A 17,293-nucleotide genomic window follows, 5' to 3' on the forward strand; every position below is an offset into this window, starting at 1 on the left:
ATAGGCTCCGGGCATGGTCGACCAGCCCGGGCCCGCCGCCGCGCGCGCCGAGACGAACGAGCGCGAGCTCGAGCCGGAGATCGTCACCGACCTGCGGGAGCGGATGACGTACGGCTCGTACCTGCACCTGGACACGCTGCTCGCGGCGCAGGAGCCGATCAGCGCGCCGGCGCACCACGACGAGATGCTGTTCATCGTGCAGCACCAGACCACCGAGCTGTGGCTCAAGCTGGTGCTGCACGAGCTCGTCTCCGCGCGCGACCTGCTCGCGGCCGACGAGCTCGGCGCGGCGCTCAAGCGCATCGCCCGCGTCAAGCACGTGCAGCGCACGCTCACCGAGCAGTGGTCCGTGCTCGCGACGCTCACGCCCAGCGAGTACGCCCAGTTCCGCGGGTCCCTCGGCAACGCGTCAGGGTTCCAGTCCTGGCAGTACCGCGCCGTGGAGTTCCTGCTCGGCAACAAGAACGCGCGGATGCTCGCGGTGTTCGACGCCGAGCCCGCGGCGCGCGCGGAGCTCGCGCGGCTGCTCGCCGAGCCCAGCGTGTACGACGAGTTCCTGCGCTACCTCGCGCGGCACGGCCACGACGTGCCGCGGCGGGTGCTCGACCGCGACGTCACGACCGCCCACACGCTCGACGACGACCTCGTGGAGGTGTTCCGCCGCATCTACGCGGACCCGGAGTCGGACTGGTCGGCGTACGAGACGTGCGAGGAGCTCGTCGACCTCGAGGACAACTTCCAGCTCTGGCGCTTCCGCCACATGAAGACCGTGCTGCGCATCATCGGCACCAAGCGCGGCACCGGCGGTTCCAGCGGCGTCGGCTTCCTGCAGCGCGCGCTCGACCTCACCTTCTTCCCCGAGCTCTTCGCCGTGCGCACGGAGCTCGGCCCGCCCGCGGGCCCGAGTTCGACGACGGTCCGGTCATGACCGGTGCTCTGGTGGTGCCCCCGGGCGTCGCCCCGGTCGTCCTCCCCGCGGGCGTCCCGCCGGAGGTGCGGCGCCGGCTGGGGGAGTCCGGCACGCTGCTGCCGCCGTTCACCGACACGCACGTGCACCTCGGCCTCGTGGACCCCGCGCCGCTGCGGGCCCGCGGCGTCGCGGCGGTGCACGACCTGGGCGGGACCCCGGCCGACGTCGCGGCCCTGGCCGACGACCCGGCCCTTCCGCGCGTCGCGTACGCGGGCGCGTTCCTCACCGCGCCCGGCGGGTACCCGAGCGACCGGCCGTGGGCCCCCGCGGCCTGGGTCGAGGAGGTCGCCGACCCGACGTCCGCCGTCGCCGCCGTGGACCGTCAGGTCGCGGCCGGGGCGTCGTTCGTCAAGGTCGCCCTGCACGCCGACGCCGGGCCGACGCCCGACGACGCCACGCTCGCCGCCGTCGTGGCGCGGGCCCACGCGCGGGGCCGCGCCGTCGTCGCGCACGCCGAGGGCGCCGGCCAGGGGGCCCGCGCGGTCGCGGCCGGGGTCGACCGCCTGGCGCACGCCCCGTTCAGCGAGCGCCTCGACGACGACCTGCTCGTGGCCATGGCCGCGCGGGGCACGACGTGGCTCAGCACGCTCGACATCCACGGCTGGGGCGACCCGACGCCCGAGCTCGAGGTCGCGCTCGACAACGTGCGCCGCTTCGCCGCGGCGGGCGGGCGCGTCCGGTACGGCACCGACCTCGGCAACGGCCCCCTTCCGGTGGGGCTCAATGCCAGGGAGCTGGCGGCGCTCGCGGCCGCCGGCCTCGGACGGCGGTCGCTGCTGGTCGCGCTCGTCGGCGACGAGCCGCCCGCCGGCCTCGTGTCGTTCGTGCCGGGCCCCGCGCCCGCGCCGGCCGACCCCGGCGCCGTCCACGCCGCCTGGCTCGCCCGCGCCACGGTGCTCGCCGTGAGCGACCTCAGCGACCCCGACTTCGTCCCGCCGACCGCGACTCCCTCCGGAGGACCCGCATGACCACCGACGCCCCCACCCGCCGCGACCGCGCCGCCGCGCTGGACGCCGCCGACCCGCTGGCCCGGTTCCGGTCGGCGTTCGTCGGCTCGGACGAGGTGACGGCCTACCTGGACGGCAACTCGCTGGGCCGGCCCACGCGGGCGTCGGCGGAGCGCCTGGCCCGCTTCGCGACCGACGCCTGGGGCGCCCGGCTGATCCGCGGCTGGGACGAGGAGTGGTACGAGCTGCCGCTGCGCCTCGGCGACCGGGTCGGCGAGGTCGCGCTGGGCGCGGCGCCGGGGCAGACGTTCGTCGGGGACTCCACGACCGTCATCCTCTACAAGCTGGTGCGGGCGGCCCTGTCCTCCCCGCGGGTGGCCGGGCGCGACGAGATCGTCCTCGACTCGGGCAACTTCCCGACCGACCGCTTCGTGCTCGAGGGCGTGGCGCGCGAGCACGGCGCCACGCTGCGCTGGATCTCGCCGGACCACGACGGCGGGGTCACGCCCGCGCAGGTGTCCGCGCTCCTGTCCGAACGGACGGCGCTCGTCGTGCTGAGCCACGTCGCGTACCGCTCCGGGTACGTGAGCGACGCCGCGGAGATCACGCGGCGCGCGCACGACGCCGGCGCCCTGGCGCTCTGGGACCTGTGCCACTCCGCGGGTGCGGTACCCGTCGAGCTCGACGCGTGGGGTGCGGACCTCGCCGCCGGCTGCACTTACAAGTACCTCAACGGGGGACCCGGGTCGCCCGCGTTCGGCTACGTGCGGGCCGACCTCCAGGGCGAGCTCGTCCAGCCGATCCAGGGGTGGATGGGCAGCGACCGGCCGTTCGAGATGGGGCCCGCCTACGCGCCGCACGCCGGGGTGCGACGGTTCCTCTCCGGCACGCCGGCGATCGTCGGGATGCTCGCGATGCAGGACATGCTCGACCTGGTCGGCGAGGCAGGCCTCGGCGCCGTCCGCGCGAAGTCCGTGGCGCTCACGAGGTTCGCGCTCGAGCTGGTCGACGACCTCCTGGTACCGCTCGGCGTGCGCGTCGCCTCCCCGCGGGACGACGAGCGGCGGGGGAGCCACGTCACCGTCGACCACGACGCGTTCGCCGACACCCTGCCCCTGCTGTGGGAGCGCGGCGTGATCCCCGACTTCCGCCGCCCGAACGGCCTGCGCCTGGGCCTCTCGCCGCTGTCGACGTCGTTCGACGAGGTGCGCCTGGGCGTCGAGGCGGTGCGGGACGCGCTGGTCGAGGTCACGGGGCGCGACGCCGCGTGATCCTCGACGACCTCGACGCCCGCCCCGGGAGCGCGACGTCGCTGCTGCGGACGGTCGTCGGCCTGTACGCCCGCGGCCTCGGCGGCCGGATGGCGGCGGGCGACCTCGTCACGCTGCTCGGCGCGGCCGGCGTCGCGTCGGGGGCCGCGCGCTCGGCCGTGTCGCGGGCCAAGGGCAAGGGCCTGCTCGAAGCCGAGGAGGTCGACGGCCGGGCCGGGTACCGGCTCGCGGCGGGCGCGGCCGCGATGCTCGAGCGCGGCGACCGGCGGATCTTCGGCTACCGGCAGCAGGGCGACGACGACCCCTGGTGCCTGGTGTCGTTCTCCATCCCCGAGGAACGCCGCGACGCCCGTCACCAGCTGCGGCGGCACCTGGCCGGCATCGGCTGCGGCACGGTCGCGACCGGCCTGTGGATCTGCCCCGGCCACCTCACCGACGAGGTCGAGGGGGTCCTCGACGGGCTGGGGCTGCGCGACGCCGCGACCGTGTTCGTCGCGGGGACGCCGCGCGTCGCCGGGTCCCTCGCGGACGCCGCCGCCCGCTGGTGGGACCTCGACGGCCTCGCCGCGCGGCACCGTGGCTTCCTCGCGGCGCACCCGGACCCGGACGAGGGCGAGGAGACAGCCGTCCACGCGCCGGGCGAGGCGTTCGCCCGCTGGGTGCGCGCCGTCGACGACTGGCGCCCGCTGCCGTACGCCGACCCCGGGCTGCCGACCGCCGTCCTGCCCCCGGACTGGCCCGGGACGGCGGGCGTCGCGCGGTTCGCCGCCCTGCGCGCCGCGTTCGCCGGCGCGGCCGCCGCGCACGTGCGCGCCGTCGTCCCTACGCTCGGGGCATGAGCGCCGACGCCCCAGCCACCCCGGACCTCAAGCCCCGCTCCCGCCAGGTCACCGACGGCCTGGAGGCCACGGCCGCACGCGGCATGCTGCGCGCCGTCGGCCTGGGCGACGACGACTTCGCCAAGCCGCAGATCGGCGTCGCGAGCTCGTGGAACGAGATCACGCCGTGCAACCTGTCGCTCGACCGGCTGTCGCAGGCGGTGAAGCACGGCGTGCACGCGGGCGGCGGCTACCCGCTCGAGTTCGGCACCATCTCCGTCTCCGACGGCATCTCCATGGGGCACGAGGGGATGCACTTCTCGCTCGTCTCCCGCGACGTCATCGCCGACTCCGTGGAGACGGTCATGCAGGCGGAGCGGCTCGACGGCTCCGTGCTGCTCGCCGGGTGCGACAAGTCGCTCCCCGGGATGCTCATGGCCGCCGCGCGCCTCGACCTCGCGAGCGTGTTCCTCTACGCCGGGTCGATCATGCCCGGCTGGGTGAAGCTGTCCGACGGCACCGAGAAGGACGTCACGATCATCGACGCGTTCGAGGCCGTCGGGGCCTGCGCGCGGGGGCTGATGAGCGAGGAGGACGTCGGCCGCATCGAGCGCGCGATCTGCCCGGGCGAGGGCGCGTGCGGTGGCATGTACACCGCGAACACGATGGCGTCGGCGGCCGAGGCGCTGGGCATGTCGCTGCCCGGGTCGGCCGCGCCGCCGTCCGCCGACCGCCGGCGCGACGCCTTCGCGCAGGCGTCGGGCGAGGCCGTCGTCGAGCTGCTGCGGCGCGGGATCACCGCACGCCAGATCCTCACCAAGGAGGCCTTCGAGAACGCGATCTCCGTGGTGATGGCGTTCGGCGGCTCCACCAACGCGGTGCTGCACCTGCTCGCCATCGCGCACGAGGCCGAGGTGGAGCTCACCCTCGACGACTTCTCCCGTGTCGCCGACCGCGTGCCGCACCTCGGCGACCTCAAGCCGTTCGGCCGGTACGTGATGAACGACGTCGACCGCATCGGCGGCGTCCCCGTGGTGATGAAGGCGCTGCTCGACGCCGGGCTGCTGCACGGAGACCAGCTCACCGTCACCGGGCGGACGGTCGCCGAGAACCTCGCGGACATCGCCCCGCCCGACCCGGACGGCAAGATCCTGCGGGCCCTCGACCGGCCCATCCACCCCACGGGCGGCATCACGATCCTGCACGGCTCGCTGGCCCCCGAGGGCGCGGTGGTGAAGTCGGCGGGCTTCGACTCCGACGTCTTCGAGGGCACCGCCCGTGTCTTCGAGCGCGAGCGCGGCGCCCTGGACGCGCTGGAGGACGGCACGATCACCGCGGGGGACGTCGTCGTCATCCGCTACGAGGGCCCCAAGGGCGGGCCGGGGATGCGCGAGATGCTCGCCATCACCGGCGCGATCAAGGGTGCCGGCCTGGGCAAGGACGTCCTGCTCATCACCGACGGGCGGTTCTCCGGCGGGACGACCGGGCTGTGCGTCGGGCACATCGCGCCCGAGGCCGTCGACGCCGGGCCCATCGCGTTCGTGCGCGACGGCGACCGCATCCGCCTCGACGTCGCGAGCAAGACGCTCGACCTGCTGGTCGACGACGCAGAGCTCGCCGCCCGCCGGACGGCGGACTGGACCCCCGTGCCGCACGGCTACACGCGCGGCGTGCTCGCCAAGTACACGAAGCTGGTGCAGTCCGCGTCCAAGGGCGCCGTGCTGGGCTGAGCGCCCCTGCCCGCCGGCTGACACCGCGCGAACGGTGCCCGGTCGGGCCATGCTGGGCGCATGACCGACTCGATCACCCCGCGACAGTTCGCCCACTCCGACGGCGTCGGCGACTGGCACGCGGACGAGGGCTCCGCCTGGGCCGTGTTCCGCACCGGGTCCTTCGCGGCCGGGGCGCGGTTCGTGGACGCGATCGCCGAGATCGCGGACGCGGTGAACCACCACCCCGACGTGGACCTGCGGTACGGCACCGTCCTGGTCCGCACCTCGTCCCACGACGCCGGCGGCCTGACGACGCGCGACGTGGACCTGGCCCGGCGGATCAGCGACGCCGCCGCCGAGCTGGAGCTGCCGGTCGAGACGTCGCGGAGCTGACGCCCTCGGTCAACGCAGCCGTCACCGCAGCCTCCCGACGACGACCCTCCGGCCTCGCCCCGCCACCGCGCGAGACGCGCGGCGGCGGGGCAGGGTGGACCGGGCAGGTGGCGGGACACCGACGGACGGGGGAGGCCATGGCCGACGAGATCACAGCGGCCGGGTTCGAGGCCGCGTCGGGCACCGGTGACTGGCGCGCCCTCGCCCGGGGCGCGAGCGCCCTCTTCCGCACGCGCGCCGCCGGCGAGGGCGCCGTCCTCCTCGAGCGTGTCCGCGTGCTCGCGGACGCGGCGAACCACCACCCGGACGTCGACCTCCGGCCCGGCGGCGTCGTCGTGCGCGTGCAGTCGCACGACGTCGACGGCCTGAGCGAGCGCGACGTCGCCCTGGCACGGGAGGTCTCCGCCGCGGCGGCGGACCTCGGGCTCGACGCCGACCCCGCGGCCCTGCAGGACGTGGAGCTGACCGTCGACGCCGCCGACCGCGAGCAGATCATGCCCTTCTGGGGCGTCGTCCTCGGGCACTCCCGCTCGGGCGGGGATCTGCTGGACCCCCACCGGCGGTGGCCGGGCGTCTGGTTCCAGGCGATGGACGAGCCACGCCCCCTGCGGGGCCGCCTGCACCTCGACGTCTTCGTGCCCGACGACGTGCGGCAGGCACGCGTCGACGCGGCGCTCGCGGCCGGCGGGCGCGTCACGACCGAGGAGTTCGTGCCGCAGTGGTGGACGCTCGCGGACGCCGAGGGGAACGAGGCGGACGTCATCGCCTGGGAGGGGTTCGAGGAGGACCTGGCCGACGGCCTGCTCACGCCCGAGGAGTTCCGGGCGGCGGGCGGCGTGGAGGACTGGCGGGTGCTCCAGGGTGCCAGCGCGTACTACGCGACGGGCGGCTTCGACGCGGGCGTCGAGCTGGTCGCCCGGGCGGCCCGCGCGGCGGACGAGGCCGGCGTGCCGCTGTTCGCCGACCTGCGGTACTCCGGCGTCACCTTGCGGGTCGGGCCGCCCGAGGACGGCTGGATCGGCCCCGCCCGGCTCGGGGTGGCGCAGCGGGCGCAGGCCGCCGCGCGCGACCTCGGGCTGCGCGCCGAGCCCGCCGTCCTGCGCGACGTCCAGCTCACGTTCGACGCGCTCGACGTCGACGCGGTGCGCCGGTTCTGGGCCGCGGCGCTCGGGTACCTCGAGCGGGGGGCGACGGACCTGTACGACCCGCTGCTGCGCGGCCCTTCGGTGTTCCTGCAGCAGATGGCCGAACCGCGCGTGCAGCGCAACCGCATCCACGTGGACGTGTTCGTCCCTGCCGACGTCGCCGACGCCCGGGTCACGGCGGCGGTCGCCGCCGGCGGCACGGTCGTGCGCGACGCGGAGGCGCCGTTCTGGCGGACGGTCGCCGATCCCGAGGGCAACGAGGTGGACATCGCCGTGATCCCGGGGCGTGCGGAACGCTGGGCGGGCGAGCCGGACGCGTGAGCCGTCGCGGCCGGGTCAAACTCGGGTAGCGGGGACCTTTCGCCCACGTCAAGGCTGCTCTATCCTCCCTGGCAGCGCCGTCGTCCGACGGGCGCGACCGACGGGCCGCGCCGCGGCCACGAGGAGGTGGCGGTGGCCGTGCTGGACGGTTCCCGAGGTGGTGGCGAGCTCGCGATCGAGACGCGAGGGCTCCGCAAGACGTACCGGAGCGCGCGAGGGAGATCGGTCGGGGTCGAAGGTCTCGACCTGCAGGTGCCCGTGGGCGGGGTCCACGGCTTCCTGGGGCCCAACGGGTCGGGGAAGACGACGACGATCCGCATGCTCCTGGGCCTGGTCCGGCCCGACCGCGGGACCGCGACGATCTTCGGGCACGAGGTGCCGAAGCGGCTGCCCGAGGTGGTGGGCCGGGTCGGCGCCATCGTCGAGAGCCCCAAGTTCTTCCCCGCGTTCAGCGCGCGCCGCAACCTGCGCCTGCTCGCGGACGCGATCGGCGCGCCCGCGGGCCGGGTGGACGCCGTCATCGACGAGGTCGGGCTCACCGGGCGGGCCAAGGACAGGTACAAGGGCTACTCGCTCGGCATGAAGCAGCGGCTCGCCATCGCGGCGACCCTGCTCAAGGACCCCGACCTGCTCATCTTCGACGAACCGACGAACGGCCTCGACCCCGCGGGCATCCGCGAGATCCGGCAGACCATGCGCGGCCTCGCCGACCAGGGCAAGACGGTGCTGGTGTCCAGCCACATCCTGGCCGAGGTCGAGCAGATCGCCGACACGGTCTCGATCGTGGCCCGCGGCCGCCTCGTCGCCGCGGGGCGGGTGGCCGACCTCATCGGTGCCGGCTCCGCGACCGGGTCGGTCCGGCTGCGCGTCGCGCCGACCGACCTGACCATCGCGACCAGCGTGCTCGAGACCGGCGGGCTGCTCGTGCGGCGCGAGCACGACGCGCTCCTCGTCGACGGCGCCGCCGACCCCGCCGCGGTGAACCGCGCCCTCGGCGAGCGTGGCGTGTGGGTGCGCGAGCTCACCCCGCTCCAGGCCGACCTCGAGTCGGTGTTCCTCGGCCTCACCGCGGGGGAGGTCCCCGGTGGTGGCGGACGCGGTCCGGTGCCGGCGGCGGCGAGCACCGGGGCCGGCACCGGGACGACGGAGGTGGACGCATGAGCCGCCTCCTGCGGGTCGAGCTGCGCCGGCTGTGGGCGCGTCAGGTGACGCGCTGGGCGTGCGTCGGAGTTCTCGTGCTGGTCGCCCTGAGCGGTGCGGCGACGTATCTGTCGGCGCCGCCGCCGAGCGACCGGGAGGTCGCGGACGCGCAGGAGATGTTCGCCGCCGACCAGGAGCAGTGGGAGAAGGACGGGGAGCAACAGGTCGCCGACTGCGAGGCCGGGGCCGAGGACGAGGGCGCCACCCCGGAGGAATGGGGTTGCGACCAGATGGCCCCCCGCCTGGACTGGTACCTGCCGCCGACGCAGACGTTCGTCCCCGACCCGGCTCAGAACGAGATGCTCTACGGGGAGCCGGAGGTCAACGCGCAGGACGACGCGACCCGGGCCGCCGTGGCGGACATCCAGGCCTCGGTGTGGAGCGGGTGGTCGGGCCTGGCGTCGCTCGACGACCTCGCGGTCCTTCTGCTCCTCGTCGCGCTGGTGGTCGGGGTGAGCTTCGTGACCGCCGAGATGAACAGCGGGTCGCTGGGGATGTGGCTCACGTTCGAGCCGCGCCGGCAGCGGGTGTACTGGTCGAAGGCGGTGGCCGCCGCGGTCGGCACCGTCCCGCTGGTGCTGGTCGGGTTCGCGCTCCTGGTCGGTGCCTCGTACGCCGTGTACGCCTCGTACGGCACGCTCGGGGAGGTCACCGGCGCCGTCTGGCTCGAGGTCGCCGCGTTCACCGGGCGCCTCGTCGCGGCCGGGGCGGTGCTCGCCGCGCTCGGCGTGGCGCTGGGCACGCTGTTCAAGCACGCGGCCGCCGCCGTCGGCCTGGTCGGCGTGGTCGCCTGGGTCTGCGTGGCCTTCGCCTACTCGTTCGGCGACGTGCAGCGCTGGCTACCGACGACGGCGCTCTCGGCCTGGCTGCAGGGCGGGGTCGTGTTCCAGACGGAGCGGTGCACGCCGAGCGCCGACGGCGTGTTCGAGTGCGTCCCGGTGGACCACGTCGTGACCACCGCGCAGGGCGGGCTGACCGTGGCGGCGCTCGCCGTCGTCGTCACTCTGCTCGCGGTGCTCGTGTTCCGGCGACGCGACGTGAGCTGACCGACGCCGTCGCGGCGCAGGTCGTGAGCCCGGTGACCCCCATGCTGTCCGCATGATGGGACACCGGGCTCACGACGTGACATCGAGGAGACGCGGGCGTAACGTTCGATCCGTGCAGACGATCCTCGTAGTACTTCTTCCCGGGCGCGCCGACTAGGCCCACGCACCAGGCTTTCGTCAGCGCGCTCACCCCTCGTCAGTCCCGTCATCCCGGGACCGGGGGGTTTTTCATTGCAGCGACACCCCTCGCCAGACCCTTCGCCCGCAAGACCGACCGGCAGGAGAGACCGATGGTCCAGCCGAACCCGACCCCCGCCCAGGTGGCCGCCCGCACCGCGTCCCGCAGTGCCGACGGTGCCACCGGCCGAACCGTGTCCGGTGAGGAGGTCACCGGCGCCGAGTCGATCGTCCGCTCGCTCGAGTCGGTCGGCGTCGAGAACGTCTTCGGCATCCCGGGCGGCGCGATCCTTCCGCTCTACGACCCGCTCATGGACTCGAAGCAGATCCGCCACGTCCTGGTGCGGCACGAGCAGGGCGGCGGGCACGCGGCCCAGGGCTACGCCCACGCCACCGGCAAGGTCGGCGTGACGATGGCGACGTCGGGGCCCGGTGCCACCAACCTCGTGACGCCGTTGGCCGACGCGCACATGGACTCCGTCCCGCTGGTCGCGATCACCGGCCAGGTGGCGCAGTCGCTCATCGGCACCGACGGGTTCCAGGAGGCGGACATCGTCGGCATCACGATGCCGATCACCAAGCACTCCTACCTGGTCACGGACCCGGCGGAGATCCCGCGCACCATCGCCGAGGCGTTCCACATCGCGTCGACGGGCCGGCCCGGCCCGGTGCTGGTCGACATCGCGAAGTCCGCGATGCAGGCCACCACCGAGTTCTCCTGGCCACAGGACCTCGCGCTGCCCGGGTACCACCCGGTGACCAAGCCGCACGCCAAGCAGATCCGCGAGGCCGCGAAGCTGCTGGCCACCGCCCGCCGCCCGGTGCTGTACGTGGGCGGCGGTGTCATCCGTTCCGGCGCGTCGGAGGCGCTGCGCCGGCTGGTCGACACCTCGGGCGCGGCCGTCGTCACGACGCTCACCGCCCGCGGCGCCGTCCCGGACAGTCACCCGCAGCACCTGGGCATGCCCGGCATGCACGGCACCGTCCCGGCCGTGGCCGCGCTGCAGAAGGCGGACCTCGTGGTGGCCCTCGGCGCCCGATTCGACGACCGCGTCACCGGCCGGCTGTCGAGCTTCGCCCCGGGCGCCGCCGTCGTGCACGCCGACATCGACCCCGCGGAGATCGGCAAGAACCGCCCCGTGGACGTGCCGATCGTCGGCGACCTGCGCGAGGTCATCGCCGACCTGGTGCCGGCCCTCGAGGCCGAGCACGCCAAGGGGGGCAAGCCCGACCTGGCGGCCTGGTGGCACCAGCTCGACACCTGGCGCGAGACGTACCCGCTGGGCTACTCGCCCACGGACGACGGCCACCTGTCCCCGCAGCACGTGATCTCCCGCCTGGGCGAGCTGGCCGGCCCGGACGCGATCTACGCCGCGGGCGTGGGGCAGCACCAGATGTGGGCGGCGCAGTTCATCCGCTACGAGCGCCCCCGCACCTGGCTGAACTCCGCGGGCCTCGGCACCATGGGCTTCGCGGTGCCCGCCGCGATGGGCGCCAAGGTCGGCGAGCCCGACCGCGAGGTGTGGGCCATCGACGGCGACGGCTGCTTCCAGATGACCAACCAGGAGCTCGCGACCTGCGCGATCAACGACATCCCCATCAAGGTGGCGCTGATCAACAACAGCTCGCTCGGCATGGTGCGGCAGTGGCAGACGCTCTTCTACGACGAGCGCTACTCCAACACCGACCTGCACACCGGCCACGGCACCCGCCGCATCCCGGACTTCGTGAAGCTCGCGGACGCGTACGGGTGCGAGGGCATCCGCGTGGAGCGTGAGGACGAGGTCGACGCCGCGATCAAGCGGGCGCAGGAGATCGACGACCGCCCCGTGGTCATCGACTTCCAGGTCTCGCGCGACGCCATGGTGTGGCCGATGGTCGCCGCCGGCGTGCCGAACGACGACATCCAGTACGCGCGCGGCATCTCGCCGGCGTGGGACCGAGAGGACTGAGACCCATGTCGCGTCACACCCTGTCCGTGCTGGTCGAGAACAAGCCCGGCGTCCTCACCCGCGTCACCGCGCTGTTCGCGCGCCGCGCGTTCAACATCCACTCCCTGGCCGTCGGGCCCACGGAGCACGAGGAGATCTCGCGCATCACCGTGGTGGTCGACGTCGAGGAGCACCCGCTCGAGCACGTGACGAAGCAGCTCAACAAGCTGATCAACGTCATCAAGATCGTCGAGCTCGACCCCGAGTCGTCCGTGCAGCGCGAGCTCCTGCTCGTCAAGGTGCGGGCCGACCAGGCCACCCGCGCGGGGGTGCTCGAGGTCGTCGACCTCTTCCGCGCCCACGTCGTGGACGTCGTCCCCGACACGGTCGTCATCGAGGCGACCGGCACCGCCGCCAAGCTGTCCGCGCTGCTCGGCGCGCTCGAGCCGTACGGCGTCCGCGAGATCGTGAAGTCCGGCACGCTCGCCGTGGGCCGCGGCTCGCGGTCCATCACCGACCGAGCGCTGGAGCGCGTGCGCACGGCCTGACGCCGTTCGCGTACCGTCATCCCCGCGGGTGACCACATACCGACCTGTAGTGACGAACGCAGTACCGAGAACCGAGGAGCATCACCGTGGCTGAGCTGTTCTACGACGACGACGCCGACCTGTCCATCATCCAGCAGCGCAAGGTCGCGGTCATCGGCTACGGGAGCCAGGGCCACGCGCACGCGCTGAACCTGCGCGACTCGGGCGTCGACGTCCGCGTCGGCCTGCGCGAGGGCTCCGGCTCCGCGAAGAAGGCCGAGGACGAGGGCCTGCGCGTGCTCACCGTCGCCGACGCCGTCAAGGAGGCGGACGTCGTCGTCATCCTCGCGCCGGACCAGGTGCAGCGGCACGTGTACCGCGACGAGATCGCCCCGAACCTCAACGAGGGCGCGGCGCTCGTCTTCGGGCACGGCTTCAACATCCGCTTCGGCTACATCAAGCCCGAGGCCGGCCACGACGTGCTCATGGTCGCCCCCAAGGGCCCGGGTCACCTCGTGCGCCGCGAGTACGTCGACGGCCGCGGCGTGCCGGTGATCGTCGCCGTCGAGCAGGACGCGTCGGGCTCCGCCTGGGAGCTGGCCCTGTCCTACGCGAAGGGCATCGGCGGCCTGCGCGCCGGCGGCATCAAGACCACCTTCACCGAGGAGACCGAGACCGACCTGTTCGGCGAGCAGGCCGTGCTGTGCGGCGGTGCCTCGCAGCTGGTCCAGTACGGCTTCGAGACGCTGACCGAGGCGGGCTACCAGCCCGAGGTCGCGTACTTCGAGGTGCTGCACGAGCTGAAGCTGATCGTCGACCTCATGGTCGAGGGTGGCATCGCCAAGCAGCGCTGGTCGGTCTCCGACACGGCCGAGTACGGCGACTACGTCTCCGGCCCGCGCGTCATCGACCCGCGCGTCAAGGAGAACATGAAGGCCGTCCTCGCGGACATCCAGAACGGCGCCTTCGCCGAGCGCTTCATCGCGGACCAGGACGCGGGCGCGCCCGAGTTCACCGCGCTGCGCGAGAAGGGCGAGGCGCACCCGATCGAGACCACCGGGCGTGAGCTCCGGAAGATGTTCTCGTGGATCAAGCCCGCTGACTCCGACTACACGGAGGGCAGCGCCGCTCGCTGACCCACACCGTCAGCAGCGACGCGCGCGGCCGTCGTCCCCCACCCGGGGGCGGCGGCCGCACGTGCGTCCGGGCCCAGGCGAGGTAGTCCGGGGCGTGCCGAGGTAGTACGAACCGCGCCGAGGTAGTACGAGGAACGGCGAGGTAGTACCGGTCAGTCGAGCAGCCCCGCCCACCCCCGGACGACGTCGACGAGCCCCACGCGGTCGAGCGCGTCCACGTCGGACAACCGGTGCCACGCGACGGCGTCGGTGGTGCCGTCGGACTCCATGGTGAGCTCGCCGCCGACGACGTGCGCGCGATAGACGATGCGGATGCCTTGTAGCGCCACCGTGTGGTCGGTGCCGTCCACGACGACGCGGTCCTCGGGCGGGATCACGATGCTGTCGACGCCGAGCAGGCCGTCGAGCGCGACGTCGTACCCGGTCTCCTCTCGCAGCTCGCGGACGGCTGCATCCTCCGGGTGCTCGCCGGGGTCGATGCCGCCCCCGGGCATGGTCCAGCCCGCTCCGACGTCGCTGGACCAGTGGGGGAGGAGGATGCGGTCGCCCTCGACGACCAGGGCGTAGGCGGCGACGCGGGTGTCCATGCTGGCCATCCTGGCAGGATGGACCCCATGAGCGACGACGCGAACCCTGGGCTGGATCCCGAGCAGGCCGACAGCATCACGCAGTTCTGGGACGTCGCGCGCCCGAGCGCCGGCCGCACGAGCCACGGGGGAGCCGTGGGGGAGCGCTCCGAGAACGTGGTGCCGCCGCCCGCGTGGTCGTTCGGCGACTCGGCGGAGCTGGCCGACGAGCTGCTCGGACTGGTGCTCGACGGCGTGAAGACAGGCACCGCCGCCGCGGTCTGGGAGTACGAGGCCGCCGACGAGCCGCTGCCGCGCAAGGGCGACCTGTCGATCGTGCTCGACGGCGCCGGTGCGCCCCGCCTCCTCATCAGGACGACAGAGGTCGAGACGGTCCCGTTCGACGAGGTGACCGCCGAGCACGCCGCCGCCGAGGGCGAGGGCGATCGCACCCTGGCGGACTGGCGCGACGGGCACGAGCGCTACTGGCGCCGCACGCTCCCGCAGATCGGTCGGGAGTTCGACCCGACCATGCCCGTGGTCTGCGAGCGGTTCAAGGTGCTCTACCGCGCCTGACGCGGGCACCGCGGACCCATGACCAGGGAGGTCACGGCCGGATGTGTCCAGTAAATGAGATTCGTGTCCGCATCATGATTCGACGGGCTTAGGCTCGGCCCATGACGCGGAGCATCGACCTGGCAGTGGTGGCCGGCGACGGCATCGGCACGGAAGTCGTGGAGCAGGGCCTGGCGGTCCTCGAGGCGGCCGTGGCCGGCTCGGACGTGAAGATCTCCACCACCGAGTTCGACCTGGGCGCGCGCCGCTGGCACGCGACCGGCGAGACGCTCACGGACGCCGACCTCGAAGCCATCAAGCAGCACGACGCGATCCTGCTGGGCGCCATCGGCGACCCGAGCGTGCCGTCGGGCGTGCTCGAGCGCGGCCTGCTGCTCAAGCTCCGCTTCTCGCTGGACCACTACGTGAACCTGCGCCCCGGCAAGCTGTACCCCGGGGTCACCAGCCCGCTGGCCAACCCCGGCGACGTCGACTTCGTCGTCGTGCGCGAGGGCACCGAGGGTCCGTACGTGGGCAACGGCGGAGCGCTGCGCGTCGGCACCCCCCACGAGATCGCGACCGAGGTGTCGGTCAACACCGCGTTCGGCGTGGAGCGCGTCGTGCGCGACGCCTTCGCCCGTGCTCAGGCACGCCCGCGCAAGCACCTCACGCTGGTGCACAAGCACAACGTGCTGGTGCACGCCGGCCACCTGTGGCGCCGTACCGTCGAGGCCGTCAACGCCGACTTCCCCGACGTCACCACGGACTACCTGCACGTGGACGCCGCCACGATCTTCCTCACGACGAACCCGTCGAGGTTCGACGTGATCGTCACCGACAACCTGTTCGGCGACATCCTCACGGACCAGGCCGCCGCCATCACCGGCGGTATCGGCCTCGCCGCGTCGGCGAACATCAACCCCGACCGCACCGCGCCGTCCATGTTCGAGCCGGTGCACGGCTCGGCCCCGGACATCGCGGGCCAGGGCAAGGCCGACCCGACCGCCACGGTCCTGTCGGTCTCGCTGCTGCTCGACCACCTCGGCCTCGCCGAGGAGAGCAAGCGCGTGGAGGCGGCCGTCGCGGCCGACCTCGTCGAGCGCGGCGACCGAGTACGCACGACGGCCGAGGTCGGGCGCGACCTCGCCGCACGCGTCAACGGCTGACGACAGCCCCACCGTCGTCATCCGGACGGCGCGGCGCCACCCGCGCCGCGCCGTCGGACGTGTCGTCCGAGCCACCGCCCGCCCCGGCCGTCATCCCCTGTCGACCACCCGACATCCACTTCTGTCCGGGTGGCCGCTGTGGTCGGAGCGACGCCGGTGCCCACGAGGTGCACGGTCGTGGAAAACTACAGGGGTCACCCGGTGAAAGGCCCCCGATCATGACCACTTCCAGCACCTCTCCGTCCGCCGCGAGCGCTACGCCGAGCACCGGCGGGTCGGGCATCCTCCCGGCCGAGCTCGAGGACCTCGTCGCCCTGTTCGACGTGCGAGCCACGGACTCACCCACCCCGGACGCCGAGCGCGAGGCCGCGCTGCGGTCCCCGAAGTTCGGCACCGTGTTCACGGACCACATGGCGCGCGTCAGCTGGCGCCAGGGCGACGGGTGGCTCGACCGTCGTGTCGAGAAGTACGGGCCGCTGCAGATCGACCCCGCGACCGCCGTCCTGCACTACGCGCAGGAGATCTTCGAGGGGATGAAGGCGTACCGGCACGCGGACGGCTCCGTCTGGACGTTCCGTCCCGACGCCAACGCGGCGCGGTTCGCGCGCTCGGCGCACCGCATGGCGCTGCCTGCGTTGTCGGTGGACGACTTCATCGGCTCGATCGCGGCGCTGGTGCGCACCGACATCGACTGGGTGCCGTCCGGTGAGGACTTCAGCCTCTACCTGCGGCCCTTCACGTTCGCGTCGGAGGCGTTCCTCGGGGTGCGTCCCACGAACGAGGCCGAGTACCTGGTCATCGCCTCGCCCGTCGGCCCGTACTTCGCGGGCGGCGTGAAGCCGGTGTCGATCTGGATCGACGAGCACTACCACCGCTCCGGCCCCGGCGGGACGGGCGACGCGAAGTACGGCGGCAACTACGCGGCGAGCCTCCTGCCGCAGCGGCTCGCCGGGGAGAAGGGCTTCGACCAGGTCTGCTACCTCGACGCCGTGACGAACACGTCGCTCGAGGAGCTGGGCGGCATGAACGTCTTCGTCGTCATGGCCGACGGCTCGGTGCACACGCCGGAGCTCACCGGCACCTTCCTCGAGGGCGTCACGCGCTCGTCCATCCTGCAGCTCGCCGCCGACCGCGGGCACCAGGCCGTGGAGCGGCGCATCCCGCTCGCCGAGGTCGTCACCGGCCTCCGGGACGGCACCGTGCGGGAGATCTTCGCCTGCGGCACGGCGGCGGTCATCACCCCCGTCGGCCGCCTCGCGGGCGACGAGTTCGACCTGCAGGTCTCGGGCGGCGAGCCCGGCGAGCTCACCATGGCGATCCGCGAGGAGCTCACCGACATCCAGTACGGTCGGGCCGCGGACCGGCACGGCTGGATGCGCCGGCTCGCCTGATCAGACAGGGAGGTCCCCCGC

General features: G+C 73.6%; 16 protein-coding genes. 15 read left to right on the forward strand and 1 reads right to left on the reverse strand.

The window, feature by feature from the left end:
- The first annotated feature begins 13 nt into the window (after positions 1 to 13).
- From ACQP6G_RS08365 to ilvC, 12 genes are all read left to right on the forward strand, one after another.
- Positions 14 to 928 carry a tryptophan 2,3-dioxygenase gene (locus ACQP6G_RS08365; protein WP_429763825.1) on the forward strand — a complete coding sequence of 305 codons (915 nt, stop codon included), beginning with the start codon at positions 14 to 16 and terminating at the stop codon, positions 926 to 928.
- A complete protein-coding gene (locus ACQP6G_RS08370; protein ID WP_429763826.1) occupies positions 925 to 1,938 on the forward strand; it encodes an amidohydrolase family protein in 1,014 nt (337 codons plus the stop codon). Before ACQP6G_RS08365 ends, ACQP6G_RS08370 begins: the two co-directional genes overlap by 4 nt.
- Positions 1,935 to 3,188 (forward strand): kynureninase, encoded by a 1,254-nt coding sequence (locus ACQP6G_RS08375; protein WP_429763827.1) that lies wholly within the window; start codon positions 1,935 to 1,937, stop codon positions 3,186 to 3,188. Before ACQP6G_RS08370 ends, ACQP6G_RS08375 begins: the two co-directional genes overlap by 4 nt.
- Positions 3,185 to 4,027, forward strand: coding sequence for a PaaX family transcriptional regulator (locus ACQP6G_RS08380; RefSeq protein WP_429763828.1), 843 nt, complete (start codon positions 3,185 to 3,187; stop codon positions 4,025 to 4,027). Before ACQP6G_RS08375 ends, ACQP6G_RS08380 begins: the two co-directional genes overlap by 4 nt.
- Positions 4,024 to 5,736: a dihydroxy-acid dehydratase gene (gene ilvD / locus ACQP6G_RS08385; RefSeq protein ID WP_429763829.1), complete on the forward strand. Its 1,713-nt coding sequence runs from the start codon at positions 4,024 to 4,026 to the stop codon at positions 5,734 to 5,736. The genes ACQP6G_RS08380 and ilvD overlap by 4 nt, the downstream gene beginning before the upstream one ends.
- Positions 5,737 to 5,796: 60 nt before the next feature.
- Positions 5,797 to 6,111: a 4a-hydroxytetrahydrobiopterin dehydratase gene (locus ACQP6G_RS08390; protein ID WP_429763830.1), complete on the forward strand. Its 315-nt coding sequence runs from the start codon at positions 5,797 to 5,799 to the stop codon at positions 6,109 to 6,111.
- 137 nt (positions 6,112 to 6,248) lie between these two features.
- Positions 6,249 to 7,577 carry a VOC family protein gene (locus ACQP6G_RS08395; RefSeq protein WP_429763831.1) on the forward strand — a complete coding sequence of 443 codons (1,329 nt, stop codon included), beginning with the start codon at positions 6,249 to 6,251 and terminating at the stop codon, positions 7,575 to 7,577.
- A 132-nt stretch (positions 7,578 to 7,709) separates the two neighbouring features.
- Positions 7,710 to 8,738 (forward strand): ABC transporter ATP-binding protein, encoded by a 1,029-nt coding sequence (locus tag ACQP6G_RS08400; RefSeq protein WP_429763832.1) that lies wholly within the window; start codon positions 7,710 to 7,712, stop codon positions 8,736 to 8,738.
- A complete protein-coding gene (locus ACQP6G_RS08405) occupies positions 8,735 to 9,823 on the forward strand; it encodes an ABC transporter permease subunit (RefSeq protein ID WP_429763833.1) in 1,089 nt (362 codons plus the stop codon). The genes ACQP6G_RS08400 and ACQP6G_RS08405 overlap by 4 nt, the downstream gene beginning before the upstream one ends.
- Positions 9,824 to 10,113: 290 nt before the next feature.
- Positions 10,114 to 11,952 carry an acetolactate synthase large subunit gene (locus tag ACQP6G_RS08410; RefSeq protein WP_429763834.1) on the forward strand — a complete coding sequence of 613 codons (1,839 nt, stop codon included), beginning with the start codon at positions 10,114 to 10,116 and terminating at the stop codon, positions 11,950 to 11,952.
- Between the two features lie 5 nt (positions 11,953 to 11,957).
- On the forward strand, positions 11,958 to 12,479 hold the full coding sequence (gene ilvN, locus ACQP6G_RS08415; RefSeq protein ID WP_429763835.1) for an acetolactate synthase small subunit: 522 nt from the start codon (positions 11,958 to 11,960) through the stop codon (positions 12,477 to 12,479).
- A gap of 86 nt (positions 12,480 to 12,565) precedes the next feature.
- Positions 12,566 to 13,594, forward strand: coding sequence for a ketol-acid reductoisomerase (gene ilvC / locus ACQP6G_RS08420; RefSeq protein WP_429763836.1), 1,029 nt, complete (start codon positions 12,566 to 12,568; stop codon positions 13,592 to 13,594).
- A gap of 152 nt (positions 13,595 to 13,746) precedes the next feature.
- On the opposite strand, the gene ACQP6G_RS08425 is transcribed toward ilvC, so the two are convergent.
- Positions 13,747 to 14,181, reverse strand: coding sequence for an NUDIX hydrolase (locus ACQP6G_RS08425; RefSeq protein ID WP_429763837.1), 435 nt, complete (start codon positions 14,179 to 14,181; stop codon positions 13,747 to 13,749).
- Positions 14,182 to 14,208: 27 nt separating this feature from the next.
- Between ACQP6G_RS08425 and ACQP6G_RS08430 the strand changes: the two genes are divergently transcribed.
- The 3 genes from ACQP6G_RS08430 (at position 14,209) to ACQP6G_RS08440 (ending at position 17,272) form a co-directional block, all read left to right on the forward strand.
- Positions 14,209 to 14,736 (forward strand): ASCH domain-containing protein, encoded by a 528-nt coding sequence (locus ACQP6G_RS08430; protein WP_429763838.1) that lies wholly within the window; start codon positions 14,209 to 14,211, stop codon positions 14,734 to 14,736.
- Positions 14,737 to 14,837: 101 nt separating this feature from the next.
- Positions 14,838 to 15,881, forward strand: a complete 1,044-nt coding sequence (locus tag ACQP6G_RS08435) for a 3-isopropylmalate dehydrogenase (RefSeq protein WP_429763839.1) — start codon at positions 14,838 to 14,840, stop codon at positions 15,879 to 15,881.
- A gap of 218 nt (positions 15,882 to 16,099) precedes the next feature.
- A complete protein-coding gene (locus ACQP6G_RS08440) occupies positions 16,100 to 17,272 on the forward strand; it encodes a branched-chain amino acid aminotransferase (RefSeq protein WP_429763840.1) in 1,173 nt (390 codons plus the stop codon).
- Positions 17,273 to 17,293: the final 21 nt, after the last annotated feature.

The organism is Isoptericola nanjingensis (genome assembly GCF_050311635.1).
Lineage (GTDB): Bacteria > Actinomycetota > Actinomycetes > Actinomycetales > Cellulomonadaceae > Isoptericola > Isoptericola nanjingensis.

Coding starts and splice junctions, on each gene's coding strand:
- ACQP6G_RS08410 (WP_429763834.1), top strand. CDS start 10,114: ATGGTCCAGCCGAACCCGACCCCCGCCCAGGTGGCCGCCCGCACCGCG.
- ilvN (WP_429763835.1), top strand. CDS start 11,958: ATGTCGCGTCACACCCTGTCCGTGCTGGTCGAGAACAAGCCCGGCGTC.
- ACQP6G_RS08430 (WP_429763838.1), top strand. CDS start 14,209: ATGAGCGACGACGCGAACCCTGGGCTGGATCCCGAGCAGGCCGACAGC.
- ACQP6G_RS08375 (WP_429763827.1), top strand. CDS start 1,935: ATGACCACCGACGCCCCCACCCGCCGCGACCGCGCCGCCGCGCTGGAC.
- ACQP6G_RS08435 (WP_429763839.1), top strand. CDS start 14,838: ATGACGCGGAGCATCGACCTGGCAGTGGTGGCCGGCGACGGCATCGGC.
- ACQP6G_RS08390 (WP_429763830.1), top strand. CDS start 5,797: ATGACCGACTCGATCACCCCGCGACAGTTCGCCCACTCCGACGGCGTC.
- ACQP6G_RS08440 (WP_429763840.1), top strand. CDS start 16,100: ATGACCACTTCCAGCACCTCTCCGTCCGCCGCGAGCGCTACGCCGAGC.
- ACQP6G_RS08370 (WP_429763826.1), top strand. CDS start 925: ATGACCGGTGCTCTGGTGGTGCCCCCGGGCGTCGCCCCGGTCGTCCTC.
- ACQP6G_RS08395 (WP_429763831.1), top strand. CDS start 6,249: ATGGCCGACGAGATCACAGCGGCCGGGTTCGAGGCCGCGTCGGGCACC.
- ACQP6G_RS08425 (WP_429763837.1), bottom strand. CDS start 14,181: ATGGACACCCGCGTCGCCGCCTACGCCCTGGTCGTCGAGGGCGACCGC.
- ACQP6G_RS08405 (WP_429763833.1), top strand. CDS start 8,735: ATGAGCCGCCTCCTGCGGGTCGAGCTGCGCCGGCTGTGGGCGCGTCAG.
- ACQP6G_RS08365 (WP_429763825.1), top strand. CDS start 14: ATGGTCGACCAGCCCGGGCCCGCCGCCGCGCGCGCCGAGACGAACGAG.
- ilvD (WP_429763829.1), top strand. CDS start 4,024: ATGAGCGCCGACGCCCCAGCCACCCCGGACCTCAAGCCCCGCTCCCGC.